Annotated in this window: 17 protein-coding genes; 12 read left to right on the top strand and 5 right to left on the bottom strand. The window is 68.5% G+C overall.

Annotated features, from left to right (window positions below):
- Positions 1–547 precede the first annotated feature (547 nt).
- Positions 548–2,479 carry a bifunctional tRNA (5-methylaminomethyl-2-thiouridine)(34)-methyltransferase MnmD/FAD-dependent 5-carboxymethylaminomethyl-2-thiouridine(34) oxidoreductase MnmC gene (mnmC, locus tag HWW87_RS30450; RefSeq protein ID WP_175823398.1) on the bottom strand — a complete coding sequence of 644 codons (1,932 nt, stop codon included), beginning with the start codon at positions 2,477–2,479 and terminating at the stop codon, positions 548–550.
- A gap of 388 nt (positions 2,480–2,867) precedes the next feature.
- On the opposite strand from mnmC, the gene HWW87_RS30455 reads away from it, so the two are divergent.
- Positions 2,868–3,146: an HU family DNA-binding protein gene (locus HWW87_RS30455; RefSeq protein ID WP_006401505.1), complete on the top strand. Its 279-nt coding sequence runs from the start codon at positions 2,868–2,870 to the stop codon at positions 3,144–3,146.
- A gap of 130 nt (positions 3,147–3,276) precedes the next feature.
- Here the strand turns inward: HWW87_RS30455 and HWW87_RS30460 are convergent, their stop codons facing one another.
- Together HWW87_RS30460 and HWW87_RS30465 are read right to left on the bottom strand one after the other, a co-directional pair.
- Entirely contained in the window at positions 3,277–4,590 is a 1,314-nt protein-coding gene (locus tag HWW87_RS30460) for a GTP-binding protein (RefSeq protein WP_279608060.1), read from the bottom strand.
- Between the two features lie 154 nt (positions 4,591–4,744).
- On the bottom strand, positions 4,745–5,212 hold the full coding sequence (locus HWW87_RS30465; RefSeq protein ID WP_175823400.1) for a lytic transglycosylase domain-containing protein: 468 nt from the start codon (positions 5,210–5,212) through the stop codon (positions 4,745–4,747).
- A 379-nt stretch (positions 5,213–5,591) separates the two neighbouring features.
- On the opposite strand from HWW87_RS30465, the gene gspD reads away from it, so the two are divergent.
- The 3 genes from gspD to gspF are packed head-to-tail and all read left to right on the top strand — an operon-like array spanning position 5,592 to position 10,655.
- Positions 5,592–7,937, top strand: coding sequence for a type II secretion system secretin GspD (gspD, locus tag HWW87_RS30470; protein ID WP_175823401.1), 2,346 nt, complete (start codon positions 5,592–5,594; stop codon positions 7,935–7,937).
- A gap of 5 nt (positions 7,938–7,942) precedes the next feature.
- A complete protein-coding gene (gspE, locus tag HWW87_RS30475) occupies positions 7,943–9,433 on the top strand; it encodes a type II secretion system ATPase GspE (protein ID WP_347879307.1) in 1,491 nt (496 codons plus the stop codon).
- A gap of 4 nt (positions 9,434–9,437) precedes the next feature.
- Positions 9,438–10,655 carry a type II secretion system inner membrane protein GspF gene (gene gspF, locus HWW87_RS30480; protein WP_175823403.1) on the top strand — a complete coding sequence of 406 codons (1,218 nt, stop codon included), beginning with the start codon at positions 9,438–9,440 and terminating at the stop codon, positions 10,653–10,655.
- A 37-nt stretch (positions 10,656–10,692) separates the two neighbouring features.
- Here the strand turns inward: gspF and HWW87_RS30485 are convergent, their stop codons facing one another.
- Positions 10,693–11,103, bottom strand: coding sequence for a general secretion pathway protein GspC (locus HWW87_RS30485; protein WP_174432091.1), 411 nt, complete (start codon positions 11,101–11,103; stop codon positions 10,693–10,695).
- A 177-nt stretch (positions 11,104–11,280) separates the two neighbouring features.
- Between HWW87_RS30485 and gspG the strand changes: the two genes are divergently transcribed.
- The 8 genes from gspG to HWW87_RS30525 are packed head-to-tail and all read left to right on the top strand — an operon-like array spanning position 11,281 to position 17,265.
- Positions 11,281–11,733 carry a type II secretion system major pseudopilin GspG gene (gspG, locus tag HWW87_RS30490; protein WP_175823404.1) on the top strand — a complete coding sequence of 151 codons (453 nt, stop codon included), beginning with the start codon at positions 11,281–11,283 and terminating at the stop codon, positions 11,731–11,733.
- Between the two features lie 39 nt (positions 11,734–11,772).
- Entirely contained in the window at positions 11,773–12,342 is a 570-nt protein-coding gene (locus HWW87_RS30495; protein ID WP_174432090.1) for a GspH/FimT family pseudopilin, read from the top strand.
- A 2-nt stretch (positions 12,343–12,344) separates the two neighbouring features.
- Positions 12,345–12,746: a type II secretion system minor pseudopilin GspI gene (gene gspI, locus HWW87_RS30500; protein ID WP_175823446.1), complete on the top strand. Its 402-nt coding sequence runs from the start codon at positions 12,345–12,347 to the stop codon at positions 12,744–12,746.
- The gene (locus tag HWW87_RS30505; protein WP_175823405.1) at positions 12,724–13,425 is read left to right on the top strand and encodes a prepilin-type N-terminal cleavage/methylation domain-containing protein; all 702 of its coding nucleotides are present in this window, start codon (positions 12,724–12,726) and stop codon (positions 13,423–13,425) included. The genes gspI and HWW87_RS30505 overlap by 23 nt, the downstream gene beginning before the upstream one ends.
- Before the next feature lie 2 nt (positions 13,426–13,427).
- Positions 13,428–14,537 (top strand): type II secretion system minor pseudopilin GspK, encoded by a 1,110-nt coding sequence (gene gspK, locus HWW87_RS30510; protein ID WP_175823406.1) that lies wholly within the window; start codon positions 13,428–13,430, stop codon positions 14,535–14,537.
- 26 nt (positions 14,538–14,563) lie between these two features.
- Positions 14,564–15,937, top strand: a complete 1,374-nt coding sequence (gene gspL / locus HWW87_RS30515; RefSeq protein ID WP_175823407.1) for a type II secretion system protein GspL — start codon at positions 14,564–14,566, stop codon at positions 15,935–15,937.
- Complete coding sequence (locus tag HWW87_RS30520; protein ID WP_175823408.1) at positions 15,934–16,440, top strand: type II secretion system protein M; 507 nt, start codon at positions 15,934–15,936, stop codon at positions 16,438–16,440. The genes gspL and HWW87_RS30520 overlap by 4 nt, the downstream gene beginning before the upstream one ends.
- Before the next feature lie 36 nt (positions 16,441–16,476).
- A complete protein-coding gene (locus tag HWW87_RS30525) occupies positions 16,477–17,265 on the top strand; it encodes a type II secretion system protein N (RefSeq protein ID WP_175823447.1) in 789 nt (262 codons plus the stop codon).
- A 25-nt stretch (positions 17,266–17,290) separates the two neighbouring features.
- Here HWW87_RS30525 and HWW87_RS30530 read toward each other — a convergent pair whose 3' ends face one another.
- Positions 17,291–18,856 (bottom strand): efflux transporter outer membrane subunit, encoded by a 1,566-nt coding sequence (locus HWW87_RS30530; RefSeq protein WP_175823409.1) that lies wholly within the window; start codon positions 18,854–18,856, stop codon positions 17,291–17,293.
- Positions 18,857–18,955 lie beyond the last annotated feature (99 nt).

Raw genomic sequence — 18,955 nt, forward strand, 5'->3', positions numbered from 1 at the left:
TCCGCCTGTTCCGCCACAGGGCGGAACGTCGTTCAGGTTGCCGATCTGGATTGTCGGCCTGGTGTGTGAACGGACTGCGCAGTCTCGAAGATTCAGATTCGAAATCGTGCCGACCGTTCCATTGAAGCATGTCCGGCGCTTGGCCGAACGAACGCGAAGGAAACCGATTGTGCCACAGCTTTTTCGCTCCGGAACCGATTGAATCGACTCGCGGCGCTGTGCGGCACCCCAGGTCTTTGGTTTCAAAGGTTTACTTGTATATATACGTAGTAGAAGTTAACAAAGGACGCACAGTTCTGTGGATAACTCCGGTTTACGCTGGCAGATCAAGGTGTTGGCGAAACCATAACCGGTTGCACAGGCTGTTCGTGCACAGACATTTGAGTTGAGCAACTTTCGGGCCGATTCACAGCTGTGCCGAGTTGCCCAGTTTACGTCCACTGTGATTACACACGAAGTGCGTGCGGATTTCGCGAGGTTATCCACAGCATTGCGTGGATAACCTCGCGCGGGAAAATCGGGAAACTGTGAGGAGGTACGCGTCCGGTCAGTCCGTCGAAGCGACGCGGCGTGCGCGCAGAGCGCGGATCAGGAAGCGGGCGGGATCGACCGCGTCGGCGAGTTCGCGCTCGAGCGGCCACGGCTCGCCTTCGAGTTGCGAGGCGATCAGCTCGGCGCCGAGCGCAGCCCACACGAGGCCGCGCGAACCGAAGCCGAAGGCGCCGTAGAGGCCGGGCATGCGCGGCAGGTCGCGTGCCTGCGCACCGCCCAGCGCGCGTGCGTTCGCGGTGGCCTGCGCTTCGTCGGCGAGCGGGCCGACGAGCGGCAGGCGGTCGCCGACGACCCACCGGAACGCCACGCGCCCGCGCAGCGTGGCGGGATCCGGCAGGTCGCCGATCAGGCCCGGCAGCAGATGCCGCACGCGGTCGAGGTTTTCGGCGTGGCCGGCCGCGCGCATCGCGGGGTCGGTGTCGTCGGGTTCGAACGTGGCGCCGATCAGCAGCGTGCCGTCGTCGAGCGGGACCGCGTAACCGTCGCCGATCGTCGGGCACGGCAGCGGCGCCGTCGTGCCCGGCGGCAACAGCGTGAGCTGGCCGCGCACCGGTTGCAGCGCGACATGCCGCAGCCCGGCCAGACGCACGGCGTCGCCCGCGTTCGCGAGCACGACGACGGGCGCATCGGCCAGCGTGGCGCCGGTATCGTCGAGCGCATGCCAGGCGTCGCCCCGCCGTTCGAGCCGTGCGACGCAGGTGGACGCAAGCAGGCGCACGCGCTCGCCGGCTGCCGCATATTGCGCGGCGCACAGCCCGGCCGGCCAGACGGCGCCGCCGTGCGGAAACAGCAGGCCGCCATGCGCGACCGGCAGATTCAGGTGTGCACGCGCGGCATCGGCATCGAGCAGCGTCACGTAGTCGGACGGCGCGCCGAACGCATCGAACGCGTCGCGCATCCGCGCGAAATCGTCGGCCGATTCGGCGAGATGGATCATCCCGTGCGTGCTGCGTGCGAACGCATGCCCTGCGCGTTCGAGGGCGCGCCAGCGTGCGATCGCGTGCAGGAAGCCGCCGCGCGTGAGCCGGCTCGCGACGTTGTCGTCGCGCGTCATCAGCGGGTGGAACACCCCGGCCGGATTGCCCGACGCTTCGCTCGCGATCCGTTCGTGCCGTTCGATCAGCGTGACGTCCCAGCCGCGTGCGGCCAGGCGTTCGACCACCGCGCAGCCGGCGAGGCCGGCGCCGATCACGATCGCACGGCGCGCTGCAACGGGCAGTGCACGCGGCGGCTCGTGCCGGCGCGCGCGCCAGCGCGGCGCATATTCGCCGACGAGACGATCGTCGACTTCGCGGCACGTGAAACCTGTTTCGCCGAGCGCGTGCTTCACGTCGTCGGACTTTGCATGCGTCGCAAACGTCGCGTGTTCGCCGGCGATTTTCGCGAGTGCGCGGACGCCGTCGTTCGATGCCGCGGCGCCGTGGAGAAAAAACGCATCGGCGCGCGCGACGAGCTTCTTCAACAGGTCGATCGCATCGCCGAACGCGAGCGTGAGCACCACGCGCCCTTCGTCGAATTCGAGCCGGTGCAGGCCCGGCACGAGTATCGGCCATGCATCGATCAACGCGTCGACGTCTGCCGATATGGTTGTGTCTGCAACCATATGCGAAACCGCGCGGCGCAGGTCGTCGCGCGAGAACGGGTGCGGTTCGACCGCGACGACATGCAGCCGTTCGCAGCGTGCAGGATCATCGCGCCACGCGGCCCATGCCGCAAGGAAGCCGGCGCCCGCGCCGAATTCGGTCGTGACGATCGTGAACGTTCGGCGGCGCTGCCAGCGCGCGGGCAGCCCGTTGCCCGCGACGAACGCGCGATGCGCGTGCGCGAGCGTGCCGGATGCACCGCGATGAAGCTCGCCGAACTCGGGCGAGACGAGCGTGCCGTCGTCGCGAAACGCGAGCGTGGCGGAAACAAGTCGGTCGGGCATGCGAAACAAAAAACGTGGCAGCCAAGCCTGGCAAGGGATTGCGGGAGGCCGTCCGAACGGCCGTTGGAAAAGGGCAACGGGGCGACGTACGGGCGGACCACGCTGCGTATCCTGTCCGGTTGGCGCAGGTCAAAAAACGGGCAATCGACGATTCATTCGGCGAAATACCGATGAAAATCTTTGAAACCCTTGTCGTTATTGGGTTTGCGCTGCGCTATCATAGCAACGCCGTACCGCGGGGTGGCCACCGGCAAGCCGGAGGGCGCGTCGCGCGGGCCAGGATTCGGCGCTGTGTCGTCGGAGTCTGACTCTCGACGGCACGGTTCGCGCACGTATAATCGGCGCGTTCGCGCTGTTCGTGTCAACCTAACCTGATAAAGGAACCTTAATGAACAAACAGGAACTGATCGACGCCGTCGCCGCCCAAACGGGCGCCAGCAAGGCTCAAACCGGCGAAACGCTGGACACGCTGCTCGAAGTCATCAAGAAGGCCGTGTCGAAGGGTGATGCGGTTCAGCTGATCGGCTTCGGCAGCTTCGGTTCGGGCAAGCGCGCAGCACGTACGGGCCGCAACCCGAAGACGGGCGAAACCATCAAGATCCCGGCAGCCAAGACGGTCAAGTTCACGGCTGGCAAGGCGTTCAAGGACGCCGTCAACAAGCGTTAAATCCGCGCCTGTTCCAGAAAAAAACCCGCCTCTCGGCGGGTTTTTTGTTGGGTATGCGCGGCATTTTCGCCACAGTCCGCGCCGCTCTTGCAAAAGTTAACGGTTACTTTTACAAGCCGTTACAACGCGATCACGCGTGCACGATTTGCGTGTCGCCATGATCGTCGTCGTCGTGCGAATCGACATCCCACGCCGGGAACGGATCGTCGAACGCGGCCCATCCCGCCGCGCCGAGTGCGAACTCCGCATCGGTCAGCAGGCACGCGTCGAGTTTCGCGCGCCAGGCATCGGCGTCGAGCGCGATGCCGATCAGCACGAGTTCCTGCCGGCGATCGCCGACCGTGCGATCGTCGAGATCGCCCAGCCATTCGGTGCGGATTTCGGCGAGCAGCTCGTCGTCGTCCGGCCATTCCGCGCGATCCTGCGCCGCCCACCACAAACCCGCCGGCCCGTGCCGGCATACGCCGCCCGCCTGCGACAGCGAACCCGCGATGTCGTTGCGCGTCGCGAGCCAGAAGAACCCCTTGCTGCGCAGCACGCCCGGCCACTCCTGATGCAGCAGCGCCCAGAGTCGTGCCGGGTGAAACGGCCGGCGCGCGCGGTAAACAAAATTGCCGATCCCGAATTCGTCGGCTTCGCCGTGCACGTGCGCATGATGGTCGTCATGGCAGTCGGGGTCGTCGCAATGCGTGTGACCGTGGTCGAGCGACGTGAGCCAGCCCGGCGCGTTCGCGGCTTCGTCGAAATCGAAGCGGCCGGTGTTCAGCACTTCGTCGAGCGGCACGTTGCCGAACGTCGACACGACCTGGTGCGCGCGCGGATTGAGCCGCGCGAGGATGTGCTGCAGGCGCGCGAGATCGTCCGCGCCGACCAGGTCGGCCTTGTTGATCACCAGCACGTCGCAGAATTCGATCTGCTCGATCAGCAGCTCGACGAGCGTGCGGTCGTCGTCTTCCGACGCGGCGATGCCGCGCGTCGCGAGTGCGTCGTCGGAGCCGTAGTCGCGCAGGAAGTTGTACGCGTCGACCACGGTGACGAGCGTGTCGAGCCGCGCGACGGTCGACAGCGACGCGCCGTCGTCGTCGACGAACGTGAAGGTTTCGGCGATCGGCATCGGCTCCGCGATACCGGTCGATTCGATCATGATCGCGTCGAAGCGGCCTTCGGCGGCGAGGTTGCGGATCTCGATGAGCAGATCGTCGCGCAGCGTGCAGCAGATGCAGCCGTTCGACATTTCGACGAGGCGCTCCTCGACGTGCGACAGCGCCTGCGCATCGCGCACGAGCGACGCGTCGATATTGACCGCCGCGAGATCGTTGACGATCACCGCGACTTTCAGGCCCGCGCGGTTCGCGAGGACGTGGTTGAGCAGCGTGGTCTTGCCGGCGCCGAGGAAACCGGACAGCACGGTGACGGGCAACGGCTGTTTCATTGCCGGATTCATGATGATATGCACCAACGGAAAAGATGAAAAAGCGGCCGCGGCGCCCTGCCGGGGCGCGATCGGCCCGCACGCGGGCGAAACGGCGGCGTCAGCCCGCATTGTGCATCAAACGCGCGCCGGCCGGCCCGGCGTCAGCCGGCGATGCGGCGCGGAATCACTGAGCGGCCTGGGTGGCCTGAACGGGCGGCAGCAGCTTCCACTGCGTCAGGATCCCGGCGATCTGCCGCGCGTACTTGTCGCGCAGCGACGGCGTTTCCGAATGATAGGCGCCGACCGCCTGCCACGTGTTGCCGTAGCGGTTCATCTTCTGTTTGAGATGCCACGCGGCGATGTACACGTTCTTGCACGGTTCCATCAGCGTGTCGCGGCCGATCCCGTAGCGCGACAGCGTCGGCAGGTGGATCGAATTGATCTGCATCAGGCCGTAGTCGACCGAGCCGTTCGTATTCTTGTTCAGCGCAGCGGGCCGGTTGCGCGACTCCTGCCACGCGATCGCGCGCAGGATCAGCGGATTGACCTGCTGGTATTTGGCCGCTTCGTCGAAACAGTCCGCGCGTGCGTTGCCGCTGGCGAACCACGCGCCGGCGGCGATCAACGCGATCGAAGCGAACCGTCTGTTCATCGTGCGGAAAAGAAAGGGAATTGCGCGAAGCTCGGGAAAACCCGTGCCTGTTATTCGTGCGACGAGAAACGTGCCGCCCGTATCATACCGGCAGACCGCCGGATTGCGACAGGCAGGAACACGGCAGCCCGGTTATACCGCATTTCCGTGTCGGTTCATCGCGAAATGGGGGCGACGGCAGCGGCGACGGCCGGCATGCGGAGTGTGACGCCGATCCTTACATATTGCATACGATTCACCGGATACATGTCGTATGTGAGACAGTCTTCGGATCAATGTGATATTTCGGACATGAAAAACTGCTAATGTCGCCTCTTTCGGACTTGGATCCCAGCACTACCGCCGGAAGTGGCCTGAGCCGGCATCGACCCATTCATCCATGACAAGAAATCGCTTCGTTATGCGGCGTATCGCCACGACCCTGCTCGTGGCCGGCATCATCGTCTCGCAGGCCGCCTACGCTCAGGTCACGCTCAACTTCGTGAATGCGGATATCGACCAGGTCGCGAAAGCGATCGGCGCCGCGACCGGCAAGACCATCATCGTCGACCCCCGTGTGAAGGGGCAGCTCAATCTCGTGGCCGAACGACCGGTGCCGGAAGACCAGGCGTTGAAGACGCTGCAGTCGGCGCTGCGCATGCAGGGCTTCGCGCTCGTGCAGGATCACGGCGTGCTGAAGGTCGTGCCGGAAGCCGACGCGAAGCTGCAGGGCGTGCCGACCTATGTCGGCAACGCGCCGCAGGCGCGCGGCGACCAGGTGATCACGCAGGTGTTCGAGCTGCACAACGAATCGGCGAACAACCTGCTGCCCGTGTTGCGGCCGCTGATCTCGCCGAACAACACGGTGACGGCCTACCCGGCGAACAACACGATCGTCGTGACCGACTATGCGGACAACGTGCGCCGCATCGCGCAGATCATCTCGGGCGTCGACAGCGCCGCGGGCGCGCAGGTGCAGGTCGTGCCGCTGCGCAACGCGAACGCGATCGACCTCGCCGCGCAGTTGCAGAAGATGCTCGACCCGGGCGCGATCGGCAACAGCGACGCCACGCTGAAGGTATCGGTCACGGCCGACCCGCGCACCAACTCGCTGATGCTGCGCGCATCGAGCGCGTCGCGCCTCGCGGCCGCGAAGCGCCTCGTGCAGCAGCTCGACGCGCCGAGCGGGGTGCCCGGCAACATGCACGTCGTGCCGCTGCGCAACGCCGATGCGGTGAAGCTCGCGAAGACGCTGCGCGGGATGCTCGGCAAAGGCGGCAACGACAGCGGCTCGTCGGCGTCGTCCAACGATGCGAACAGCTTCAACCAGAGCGGCGGCTCGTCGTCGAGCGGCAACTTCTCGACCGGCACGTCGGGCACCCCGCCGCTGCCGTCGGGCGGCCTCGGCGGTTCGTCGTCTTCGTCTGCATATGGCGGCGGCGGCTCGTCCGGCGGTGGCGGGCTCGGCACGGCCGGTCTGCTCAGCGGCGACAAGGACAAGGGCGACGACAACCAGCCGGGCGGGATGATCCAGGCCGACTCGGCGACCAACTCGCTGATCATCACCGCATCCGATCCGGTTTACCGGAACCTGCGCTCGGTGATCGACCAGCTCGACGCACGGCGTGCGCAGGTCTATATCGAAGCGCTGATCGTCGAGCTGAACTCGACGACGCAGGGCAACCTCGGCATCCAGTGGCAGGTCGCGAGCGGCCAGTTCCTCGGCGGTACGAACCTGAACCCCGGGCTGGGCCTGGGCAACAGCATCATCAACCTGACGGCCGGCGGGGTGGCCAACGCCGCCGGCGGGATCACCGGCGGCGGGCTGGCCTCCAATCTCGGGCAGTTGTCCCAAGGGCTGAACATCGGCTGGCTGCACAACATGTTCGGCGTGCAGGGGCTCGGTGCACTGCTGCAGTATTTCGCGGGCGTGAGCGACGCGAACGTGCTGTCGACGCCGAACCTGATCACGCTCGACAACGAGGAAGCGAAGATCGTCGTCGGCCAGAACGTGCCGATCGCGACCGGTTCGTATTCGAACCTGACGAGCGGCAACACGAACAATGCGTTCAACACCTACGACCGTCGCGACGTCGGCCTGACGCTGCACGTGAAGCCGCAGATCACCGACGGCGGAATCCTGAAGCTGCAGCTCTACACCGAGGATTCGGCGGTCGTCGCGGGTACCACGAGCGCGCAGACCGGCCCGACCTTCACGAAGCGCTCGATCCAGTCGACGATCCTTGCCGACAACGGCGAGATCATCGTGCTCGGCGGCTTGATGCAGGACAACTACCAGGTATCGAACAGCAAGGTGCCGCTGCTCGGCGACATTCCGTGGATCGGTCAGCTGTTCCGTTCGGAATCGAAGGTGCGCGCGAAAACCAACCTGATGGTGTTCCTGCGCCCGGTGATCATCTCCGATCGCGGTACCGCGCAGGAAGTCACGGCCAACCGCTACGACTACATCCAGGGCGTGACGGGCGCATACAAGTCGGACAACAACGTGATCCGCGACAAGGACGACCCGGTCGTCCCGCCGATGCCGCTGGGCCCGAGCCAGGGCGGCACGCCGGCCGGCAACCTGTTCGATCTCGACAAGATGCGTCGCCAGCAGTTGCAGCGCCAGGTCGCGCCGGTGCCGGCCCAGCCGCTGCCCGAGGCGACGCCCGCGCAGCCGCAAAGCGTGCCGCAGCAGGCGGTGCCGCAACAGCCGCTGACCACCGCGCCGGGAGCCTCGCAGTGAGCGACGTGCTCGCGTCCTCCGCCCACGACGGCGCGCCGGGCGAACGCCAGCCGCCGTCGCCGCTCGCCGCGCGCCTGCTGCCGTACGGCTTCGCGAAGAGCGGCCAGGTGCTGATCGCGCACCAGCTCGACGACACGCTGGAGGTGTGGATCAGCGAACGCACGAGCGACGCCGCGCTCGCGGAAATCGCGCGCAACTTCGGCTCGATCGCCGTGCATCGCGTGCCGGCCGACGAGCTCGCGCAGGCGATCAACCAGGCCTATGCGCGCCAGGACGGCAGCGCCGCGCAGGTGGTCGGCGAGGTCGAAGGCGAAGTCGACCTGTCGCGGCTGATGCAGGACATCCCCGAGGTCGAGGACCTGCTCGAATCGGAAGACGACGCGCCGATCATCCGGATGATCAACGCGCTGCTCACGCAAGCGGCGCGCGAACAGGCGTCGGACATTCACATCGAGCCGTTCGAGAATGCGTCGGTCGTGCGCTTTCGCGTCGACGGCACGCTGCGCGACGTCGTGCGCCCGAAGAAGGCGCTGCACGGCGCGCTGATCTCGCGGATCAAGATCATGGCGCAGCTCGACATCGCGGAGAAGCGCCTGCCGCAGGACGGCCGCATCACGCTGCGCGTCGGCGGCCGGCCGGTCGACGTGCGGGTGTCGACGCTGCCGACCGGGCACGGCGAGCGCGCGGTGCTGCGTCTGCTGGAAAAGGATGCGAAGCGCCTGAACCTCGAAGCGCTCGGGATGGGCCGCGACACGCTCGTCCAGTTCGACAAGCTGATCGCCCGCCCGCACGGCATCGTGCTCGTCACGGGCCCGACCGGCTCGGGCAAGACGACCACGCTGTACGCGTCGATGTCGCGGCTCGAAACCGCGACGACCAACATCATGACCGTCGAGGACCCGATCGAATACGACCTCGGCGGCATCGGCCAGACGCAGGTGAACGAGCGGATCGGGATGACCTTCGCCCGCGCGCTGCGCTCGATCCTGCGCCAGGACCCGGACGTGATCATGATCGGCGAAATCCGCGACCTCGAAACCGCGCAGATCGCGGTGCAGGCGTCGCTGACGGGCCACCTCGTGCTCGCGACGCTGCACACGAACGATGCGGCGTCCGCCGTCACGCGTCTGACCGACATGGGCGTCGAGCCGTACCTGCTCGCGTCGTCGCTGCTCGGCGTGCTCGCGCAGCGCCTCGTGCGCCAGCTGTGCCCCGTCTGCAAGGAAGAGCGGCACGAGGAAGGCCGCACCGTGTGGCATCCGGTCGGCTGCGACAAGTGCGGGCATTCGGGCTATTCGGGCCGGCGCGGCGTGTACGAACTGCTGCTGGTCGACGATTCGATCCGCGCGCTGATCCACCGCAACGCGGCCGATGCGGAGATTCTCGCCGCGAGCCGCGCGGAAGGCATGCGCACGCTGCGCGACGACGCCGAGCGCTGGCTCGCGGCCGGCGCGACGTCGCTCGAGGAAGTGCTGCGCGTGACGGGAGGCGCATAGCGCGATGCCGGCATTCCGTTTCGAAGCAATCGATTCGGCGGGACGCGCGCAGAAAGGCGTGATCGATGCCGACAGCGCGCGTGCCGCGCGCGGTCAACTGCGCACGCAGGGGCTTACGCCGCTCGTCGTCGAGCCGGCCGCCAGCGGGACGCGCGGCGCGCGCTCGCAGCGGCTCGCGTTCGGCCGCAAGCTGTCGCAGCGCGAACAGGCGATCCTCACGCGCCAGCTCGCGAGCCTGCTGATTGCGGGGCTGCCGCTCGACGAGGCGCTCGGCGTGCTCACCGAGCAGGCCGAGCGCGACTACATCCGCGAACTGATGGCCGCGATCCGCGCGGAAGTGCTCGGCGGCCATTCGCTTGCGAATGCGCTGGGCCAGCATCCGCGCGATTTTCCGGAAATCTACCGTGCGCTCGTCGCGGCGGGCGAGCACACCGGCAAGCTCGGCATCGTGCTGTCGCGTCTCGCCGACTACATCGAGCAGAGCAATGCGCTGAAGCAGAAGATCCTGCTGGCGTTCACGTATCCGGGCATCGTCACGCTGATCGCGTTCGGCATCGTCACGTTCCTGCTGAGCTACGTCGTGCCGCAGGTCGTCAACGTGTTCGCGAGCACGAAGCAGCAGTTGCCGATCCTCACGGTCGTGATGATGGCGCTGTCGGACTTCGTGCGGCACTGGTGGTGGGCGATCCTGATCGCGGTCGCGCTCGTCGTGTGGTTCGTGAAGGCGACGCTGTCGCGCGCCGGGCCGCGGCTCGCGTTCGATCGCTGGGTGCTGACCGCGCCGCTCGCCGGCAAGCTCGTGCGCGGCTACAACACGGTGCGCTTCGCGAGCACGCTCGGCATTCTCACCGCGGCCGGCGTGCCGATTTTGCGCGCGTTGCAGGCGGCCGGCGAGACGCTGTCGAACCGCGCGATGCGCGCGAACATCGACGACGCGATCGTGCGCGTGCGCGAAGGCTCCGCGCTGTCGCGCGCGCTGAACAACGTGAAGACGTTTCCGCCGGTGCTCGTGCACCTGATTCGTTCGGGCGAGGCGACGGGCGACGTGACGACGATGCTGGATCGCGCGGCCGAAGGCGAAGCGCGCGAACTCGAACGCCGCACGATGTTCCTGACGAGCCTGCTGGAGCCGCTGCTGATCCTCGCGATGGGCGGCATCGTGCTCGTGATCGTGCTGGCCGTGATGCTGCCGATCATCGAGCTGAACAACATGGTGCAGTGACGGTGCGGCCCGCTTCGGATTGCCGGGCCGCCGCCGTTCAGCGCATGTAGATCGCGGGGGACGGCGTGTTGGCCGGCAGTTGGACTTCGGTGCGGGCGCCGTTGCGCTCGACGATGATCGAGCGGGGGCGGACTTCGGCGAGTTTCGCGCCGGACGTCACGTCCGCGCCGAGCGACACCGCACGCGGCGGTTCGCCGCCAATGCCGACGATCGCCGCGCCGCCGTGATCGAGCGCGAGAATGCCGAACAGGTGGATGTCCTGGACGGGATTCTTGTCGAGCTGACCGCCGAAGAGCGCGGCGGCGTCCTCGGTGCGGATCGGCAGCCGCGCGGCGGCGGCGGGCAGCGGCGCTTCGCGGGCCGACAGCGTGACGACCCAGTAGGTGGCCGTCGCGCACAAACCCGCGAAGAGGGCGAGGGAAAGGATCCGGATCGAGAGCGCGTTCATGCGCGCTATTGTACGGATGTATATGAAATTTGCGTTGGGTGAAAGCCCTCGGCGATGCGCGCCTTACAATGCGTGCTCCGCGCCCGCGGTATCGGAAGGTTGCCGTCAGGCAATCGTCCCGAATGCGCCGGGTGCGTCACTCAATCGACGACATTTTTTGGAAAGAGGTAGTCAGTCATGCAAACGTGGATCACTCGCCGCAACGCGGCCGTGCGTCGTCAGCGCGGTTTCACGCTGATCGAGATCATGGTGGTGGTCGCGATCCTCGGGATCCTGGCGGCGCTGATCGTGCCGAAGATCATGAGCCGCCCGGACGAGGCGCGCCGCATCGCCGCGAAGCAGGACATCGGCACGATCATGCAGGCGCTCAAGCTGTACCGTCTGGACAACAGCCGCTATCCAACCCAGGAGCAGGGCCTGAACGCGCTGATCCAGAAGCCGACCACCGATCCGATCCCGAACAACTGGAAGGACGGCGGCTATCTCGAGCGCCTGCCGAACGATCCGTGGGGCAACGGGTACAAGTATCTGAACCCGGGCGTGCACGGCGAGATCGACGTGTTCAGCTACGGCGCCGACGGCAAGGAAGGCGGCGAAAGCAACGACTCCGACATCGGCTCGTGGCAATGAGCCGGCGCTGATCGACCCGACGTTTCATTCCCGTTCTTCATGCTCGCCATTCGCACGACCTCCCGCTGCGGCCGCGATTGCCGTGTGCGTCGCGGTGCGGTGCCGTCCGTACCGGCAGGTGCCGATGGCGGCTTGACGAAGCACCGCGCGGCGCGGCGTCGCGCGCGCGGCTTCACGCTGCTCGAAATGCTGGTCGTGCTCGTGATCGCGGGGCTGCTCGTGTCGCTCGCGTCGCTGTCGCTGACGCGTAATCCGCGCACCGACCTGCGCGAGGAAGCGCAGCGCATCGCGCTGCTGTTCGAGACGGCCGGCGACGAAGCGCAGGTGCGCGCGCGGCCGATCGCATGGCAGCCGACCGCGCACGGTTTCCAGTTCGACGTGAGCTCGCCCGACGGCTGGCGCACGCTGCGCGACGACCTGCTGCGCCCGCGCGACTGGGACGGCGGCGTGACGGGCGCGGACATCGATTACCCGGGGTCGGACACGCGCGCGAACCGCGTCGTGTTCGGCACCGAGAGCATCGACACTCCGGTGCGCGTGACGCTGCATTCGGCCGCCGGCAGCGCGACGATCGTCGGCACCGGCAACGGCCGCTACGAGGTGCAATGACGATGCGTCGTCGCCTGCCCTTCCCCGTTTCTTCCTCCCGCGGCTTCACGATGATCGAGGTGCTGGTCGCGCTCGCGATCATCGCGGTCGCGCTCGCCGCGTCGATCCGCGCGGTCGGCACGATGGCGACCAACGCGTCCGAGCTGCATCGCCGGCTGCTCGCCGGCTGGAGCGCCGACAACGCGCTCGCGCAGCTGCGGCTCACGCATGCGTGGCCGGAGGTCGGTGAACAGAGTTTCGACTGCTCGCAAGGCAACGTGCAGCTCGTCTGCACGCAGCGCGTGAGCACCACGCCGAACCCGGTGTTCCGGCGCGTCCGGATTTCGGTGAGCATGCCCGGTCGTTCCGGCGTGCTCGCGCAGATGGTGACGGTGGTCGCGAATGAAACCAGCCGTCCGCTCTGACGCGCCGATGCGACGCCCGTCCGCCCCCTCGGCCCGCCCCGCCGCCCGCGGCTTCACGCTGATCGAGCTGATGATCGCGATCGCGATCCTCGCGGTGGTGGCGATCCTCGCGTGGCGCGGGCTCGACCAGATCATGCGCGGTCGCGACAAGGTCGCGTCCGCCATGGAAGACGAGCGCGTGTTCGCGCAGATGTTCGACCAGATGCGCATCGACGCGCGGCTCGCCGCGACCGACGACGAGGCCGGCCAGCCGGCGATCAGCGTCGCCGGCAATACGCTGCAGATCGTGCGCGTACTCGACGTGCCGGGCGTCGCGCCGCGGCTGCAGGTGGTCCGCTACCGGATCGCCGGCGGCCGCGTGGTGCGCTATGCATCGCCGCCGATCGACGACACGAACCGGCTGCGCACCCTGCTGAAGGACAGCGGCGTCGAAGGCTGGAGCTGGGTCGCGCTGATGGGCGGCGTCGGCGCGATCGACGCGAAGCTGTACGTGCCGCGCGTGGGCTGGACCACCAACCTGCAGACGGCCGACGAAGCGCTCGCGCAGAACAACGACGCGCTCAAGGTGCCGCAGATCGGCAACGCGCCGCCCGCGCGCGCGGTGACCGGGCTGCAGGTCAGCATCGGCGCGACGTCGCTGCGCGTGCCGGTCACGCGCATCTTCCTCGTCGGGGAATGACGATGCGTGCGCGCCCTTCCCGCCGACTGCCTGCCCGCCGCCAGCGCGGCGCCGCGATCATCACCGCGCTGCTCGTGGTCGCGCTGTCGGCGATCCTCGTGTCGGGGATGCTGTGGCGCCAGCAGGTGCAGATCCGCCGCATCGAGAACCAGCGCACGATCGCGCAGGCGCAGTGGATCGCGCGCGGCGCGCTCGACTGGACCCGGATGATCCTGCGCTCCGAAGGCGACACGGCGCCCGGCATCACGTATCTCGGCGGGATCTGGGGCGTGCCGATCGCGAAGACGAAGCTGTCGGATTTCCTCGGCCGGATCGGCGCACCCAACGATAGCGGCGGCGAAGACACCTATATCTCCGGCTCGATCGAGGACGCGCAGGCGAAGTTCAACCTGCGCAACCTCGTGTCGTCGCCGGCGCCCGGCGTGCTGCAGCTGAACGTCACGCAGATGCAGGCGTTCCAGCGCCTGCTGACGACGCTCGGCTACGACGCCGCGTTCGCGAAGCGCATCGCGCTGCAGGTGCGCGCTGGCCTGCTGCACTCGGCCACGCGGTTCCAGATGCCGAACCTGCCCGGCGGCGGCGGGACCGCCGCGACCGCCGCGACCGCACCGGTGACGAGCGGCGACATGCAGGGCAGCGGTTTCACCGACGATCCCGGGATGGCCGGCGGCGACCGCGGGCCCGCGCCGCTGATGATGACGCGCGTCGGCAGCCTGCTCGACGTCGACGGCGTGACGCCCGAGATGGTCGCGCGGCTGCGCCCGTTCGTCACCGTGCTGCCGACCACGACGCCCGTGAACATGAACACCGCGCCGGCCGAAGTGATCGCGGCGCTGGTGCCGGGGATGAGCGTGTCGTCCGCGCAGGCGCTCGTGTCGCGCCGCGAGACGGTATTTTTCCGGAACGTCGGCGACGTGCAGCTCGCGCTGCGCGGCGCCGGCGCGCCGCCGAACGTGACGATCGACTCGAGCCTCGTCGACGTCAATTCGAGCTATTTCATCGTGCACGGCCGGATCCAGCACGAACGCGCGGAGGTCGACCGCACCTCGCTCGTGTATCGTGATCCGACCACGCACTCGACGCGGGTCGTGCGCATCCGCGACCAGCTATAACGACGCCAATCGGGAGAGGAGCTCTTGTGAGCACGTTGATTGTTTCTTTGCCGCCGCGCGAGCCTGCCGTGCCGTTGCAGGAATGGCAGTGGCCCGAGCTGCCGTTCACGCTCGTCGACAAGGCCGGCCAGGTGCAGCGCGCGGGCCGCGCCGCGCTCGCGCTGCTGCCGCGCGCGAACGCGACGGTGCTGATCGTCGCCGCGCGCGACGTGCTGCTGCTGGCCGCGACCGTGCCGCCGCTGAAGGGGCCGAAGCTGCGCCAGGCGCTGCCCAACATCGTCGAGGATCAGCTGATCCAGGATCCGCTCGGCTGCCACATCGCGCTCGACCCGGCCGCGCTGCCCGACGGGCGCCGCGTGCTGGCCGTCGTCGATCGCGCGTGGTTCCGCACGATCTGCGACGCGTTCATGGCGGCCGGCCACCGGCACCTGAGCGCGGTGCCCGCGACCCGCTGCCTGCCGGCGCCGCACGCGCCGGCCGAAGCGGCATCCGCCGTACCGGCCGACGGCGAGGCCCTCGACGCCGCCCCGCTTGCCGCGGTCGCGGCCGAGCTGCCCGCCCGCCCGGCGACGGTCGCCGCGGTGCTCGGGCTTGCGACGGCGGTCGAACCGGTGCTCGTCGAAGCCGGCGCGCTGCCGGCCGCGGCCGGTGCGCCGCGCCTCGAGCTGGCGGTCGCGCGCGGCGCGCTCGGCGAAGGTTTCGCGGCGCCCGCGTCGCGCGCGGCCGGCACGCTGGCCGCGCTCGCCGGCGGCGGTGACATCGAACTGTACGAACTCGGCGAACCGGGCGCGGAGCCGCGGCTCGCGTCGGTCAGCCGCACCGACGCGCCGCTGCTGGCGGGCGCCGCGCCGCTGTCGTTCGACACGTTCGCGCGCCGGGCGCTGACCGAGCCATTCGATCTGTGCCAGTTCGAATTCGAATCGCAGCCGTGGCGCTTCGACCGCGCGACGCTCAAGCGCCTGCGCGTGCCGATCGCGCTCGCCGCGGCGACGCTCGGCGTCGCGGTGATCGGGATGAACCTGCACTGGTGGAAGCTGTCGCGCGAGCGCGATGCGCTGTCCGCGCAGATCACCGAGACGCTCCTGTCCGCGTTCCCGAAGACGACCACCGTGCTCGACCCGCCCGCGCAGATGCAGCGCCAGCTCGACCAGCTGCGCCTCGCGGCCGGCGAGCTGTCGCCGAATGATTTCCTCGCGCTGTCGAGCGGCTTGTCGCGCTCGATGGGCGCGCTGCCGCTGAACGGCATCGCGTCGCTCGACTATCACGACCGGCGGCTCGACGTCGGCTTCAAGCCGGAGGTCAAGGTCGATCCCGATTTCACGCAGCGCCTCGCGCGTAACGGACTGTCCGGCGAAGTCGACAGCAACACGGGCAAATGGACGATCCGGAGCCGCTCATGAAAACCGAACAACTGAACCAGACGCTGGCCCAGTTCTGGGGCGAGCGCTCGCCGCGCGAGAAGACGCTGCTCGGCTGGGGCGGCGCCGTGCTGGCAATCGCAATCGCGTATTCGGTGCTGTGGTCGCCCGCGCAGGAAGGCCGCGCGCGGATCCAGCGCGAGCTGCCGACGATGCGTCAGGAACTCGCGCAGATGACCGCGCAGGCGAACGAGGCGAAGTCGCTCGCGGCCGCCGCGCAGGGCGTCGCGCCGACCGGCCTCGCGCTGAAGGACGCGCTGACCGCGTCGCTGTCCGATCACGGGCTGCAGGGCGCGCAGGTGCAGATCGTCGGCAACGGCGTGCAGATCCAGATGAAGAACGTGTCGTTCCCGGCATGGACGCAGTGGCTCGACGATGCGCGCCGGCAGTTCAAGGTGCAGGTCGGCGAAGCGCATGCCACGGCGCTGAAGGACGACGGCCAGGTGGACCTGACGGCCGTGATGCAACCTTCCGTCCAGAAATAGATGACGGCAGTGGATGACGCAAACGAAGGTCGGCCGATGCGGCCGTGGGCAAGGCGGCTCGTCGCCGTATTGCCGTGGGTGCTGGCAGGCGGCCTGGCGACCGCTGTGACGCTCGTCGCACTCGCGCCGGCCGCGTGGATCGCGCCGCAGTTCGCGCGTGCGACCGGCGGCCACGTGAATCTCGTCGATCCGGACGGGTCGCTGTGGCACGGCTCGGGCACGCTGATGCTCGCGCCGGGTGCCGACCAGAGCGCGGCGACGCTGCTGCCGGGCCGGGTCGAATGGACCACGCACTTCTGGCCGCTGCTGACCGGGCGCGTGCAGATGCGCATGCGGCAGACGGAAGCGATGCCCGATGCGGTCACGCTCGATGCGACGTGGCGCGGCGCGGTGCTGTCGGCGGGCACGATGGCCGTGCCCGCCTCGCTGCTCGCGGGGCTCGGCACGCCGTTCAACACGCTCGACCTGCAGGGCGACGTGCGGCTCGGCTGGAGCGACTGGCGGCTGTTCGGCAACAACGCGTTCGGCCAGTTGACGGTGACGATCGATTCGATGAGTTCGCGCGTGTCGCGCGTGAAGCCGCTCGGTTCGTACCGCGCGGTATTGCAGGCGAAGGGCGCGGGCGCCGATCTCGACCTGTCGACGACGCAGGGCCCGCTGTTCCTCGACGGGCACGGCAGCTTCGGCCCCGGCCAGGGATCGTTCCGCGGGACCGCGCATGCGGCGCCCGAGCAGCAGGCGAACCTCGCCGGGCTGCTGAACCTGCTTGGGCATCCGATCGGCAACAACCAGGTTTCGCTGATCTTCGGCGACGCGCAGCGCTGATTGCGCGCGTCGCCCGCTTCCCTTCCTACTTCTGCGCGAGCGGCGCGACGGCCGACGGTGCGGTGGCCGCGGGCGCGGCCGCACCGGACGCCGGCAAAGGCGCCGCCATGTCGCCGTTCTCGCGCGCCATCTCCGATACATTCCAGCCGCCGCCGAGCGCCTTCACGAGCCCGACCGACGACACCATCCGCTGCCCGGCGATCGTCGCGAGCTTCTGCTGCGCGGTGAATGCGGTGGTCTGCGCGGTCAGCACGTTCAGGTACGCGACCGTGCCGGCCTTGTACTGGTTCGTGACGATCGCGAGCGCGTGCTCGGCGCTGTCGACGGCCTGCCGCTGCACGTCGATTTCCTGCGCGAGGATGCGCTGCGACGCGAGGTTGTCCTCGACGTCCTGGAACGCGGTGAGCACCGCGAGGCGATAGGCGGCGACGTCCTGGTCGTAGGTCGCGCGTGCGGCGTCGGTCTGCGCGGCGCGCAGCCCCGCGTCGAACAGCGTGGCCGCGAGCTGCGGGCCGACCGTCCAGAAGCGCGCCGGCAGCGTGAACAGCTGCGACCACACCGAGCTCTGGAAGCCGCCGGTGGCCGACAGCGTCAGGGTGGGGAAGAACGCGGCGATCGCGACGCCGATCTGCTCGTTCGCGGCCGCCGCGCGGCGCTCGGCCGCCGCGATGTCGGGCCGGCGCTCGAGGATCGCGGACGGCACGTCGACCGGCGTGATCGGCGGCTCGGCCGCGAGCGGGTTCGGCGGCAGCGAGAAGGTCGACGCCGGTTCGCCGATCAGCGTCGCGATCGCATGCTCGTACTGCGCGCGGGCGACGCCGTTGTCGATCTGCGCGGCCTGCGCGCTCTGCAACTGCGTCTGCGCCTGGATCACGTCCGCGCGCGCGGCGACGCCCTGCGCGTACTGGTTCTGCGTGAGCAGCAGCGATCGTTCGTACGACTTCACGGTGTCGTCGAGCAGCTTTTGCAGCGCATCGGACGTGCGCAACTGGAAATAGGTCTGCGCGAGCAGCGCCTGCTGCGACAGCCGCGCGTTCGCGAGATCGGCCGCGGCGGCCGCTTCACCCGCGCGCTGCGCGCTGACGGTGCGGCTCACCTTGCCCCATAGGTCGGGTTCCCAGCTGGCGTCGAGGCCGACGCTGTAGCTGTTGTTGATCGACCCGGTCGACCCGCTGCCGAAATTCGACGACGAGCCCGACGACAGCGACGTGCGCGGCGTCCGCGCGCGCGAGCCCGATGCGGTCAGCCCGACGGTCGGGAAATACGCGGCGCGCGCCTCGGTGACGAGCGCACGCGCCTGCCGATAGGCAGCCGCCGATTGCGCGATGGTCTGGTTCGACGCGTTGAGCCTGCCGATCAGCGCATCGAGCTGCGGATCGTTGTAGACCGTCCACCACGCGCCGCGGTCGGCGCGATCGGCGGGCTGCGCGACTTTCCAGCCGGCCGGCGCTTCCTTGAAGGCGGCGGGGATCGACGTGTCGGGCCGGTGATAGTCGGGCCCCACGGCGCAGCCGGCGAGCAGCACGGCCGTCGCAATGGCGACGGCGGCGCTCAGCGGGCGAACGGCGCGCGGGAGGGAGGCGTACGGCATGGTGGTTTTCCTGTCTGGGCGTGGCGGCCGGCGAGCGGCGCCGCGCGATGCGGTCGTCATGCCGCTGGCGGACAAATGGTAACTGACGGCGGGAAAGCC

Source organism: Burkholderia sp. BCC0419, assembly GCF_902830285.1.
GTDB lineage: Bacteria > Pseudomonadota > Gammaproteobacteria > Burkholderiales > Burkholderiaceae > Burkholderia.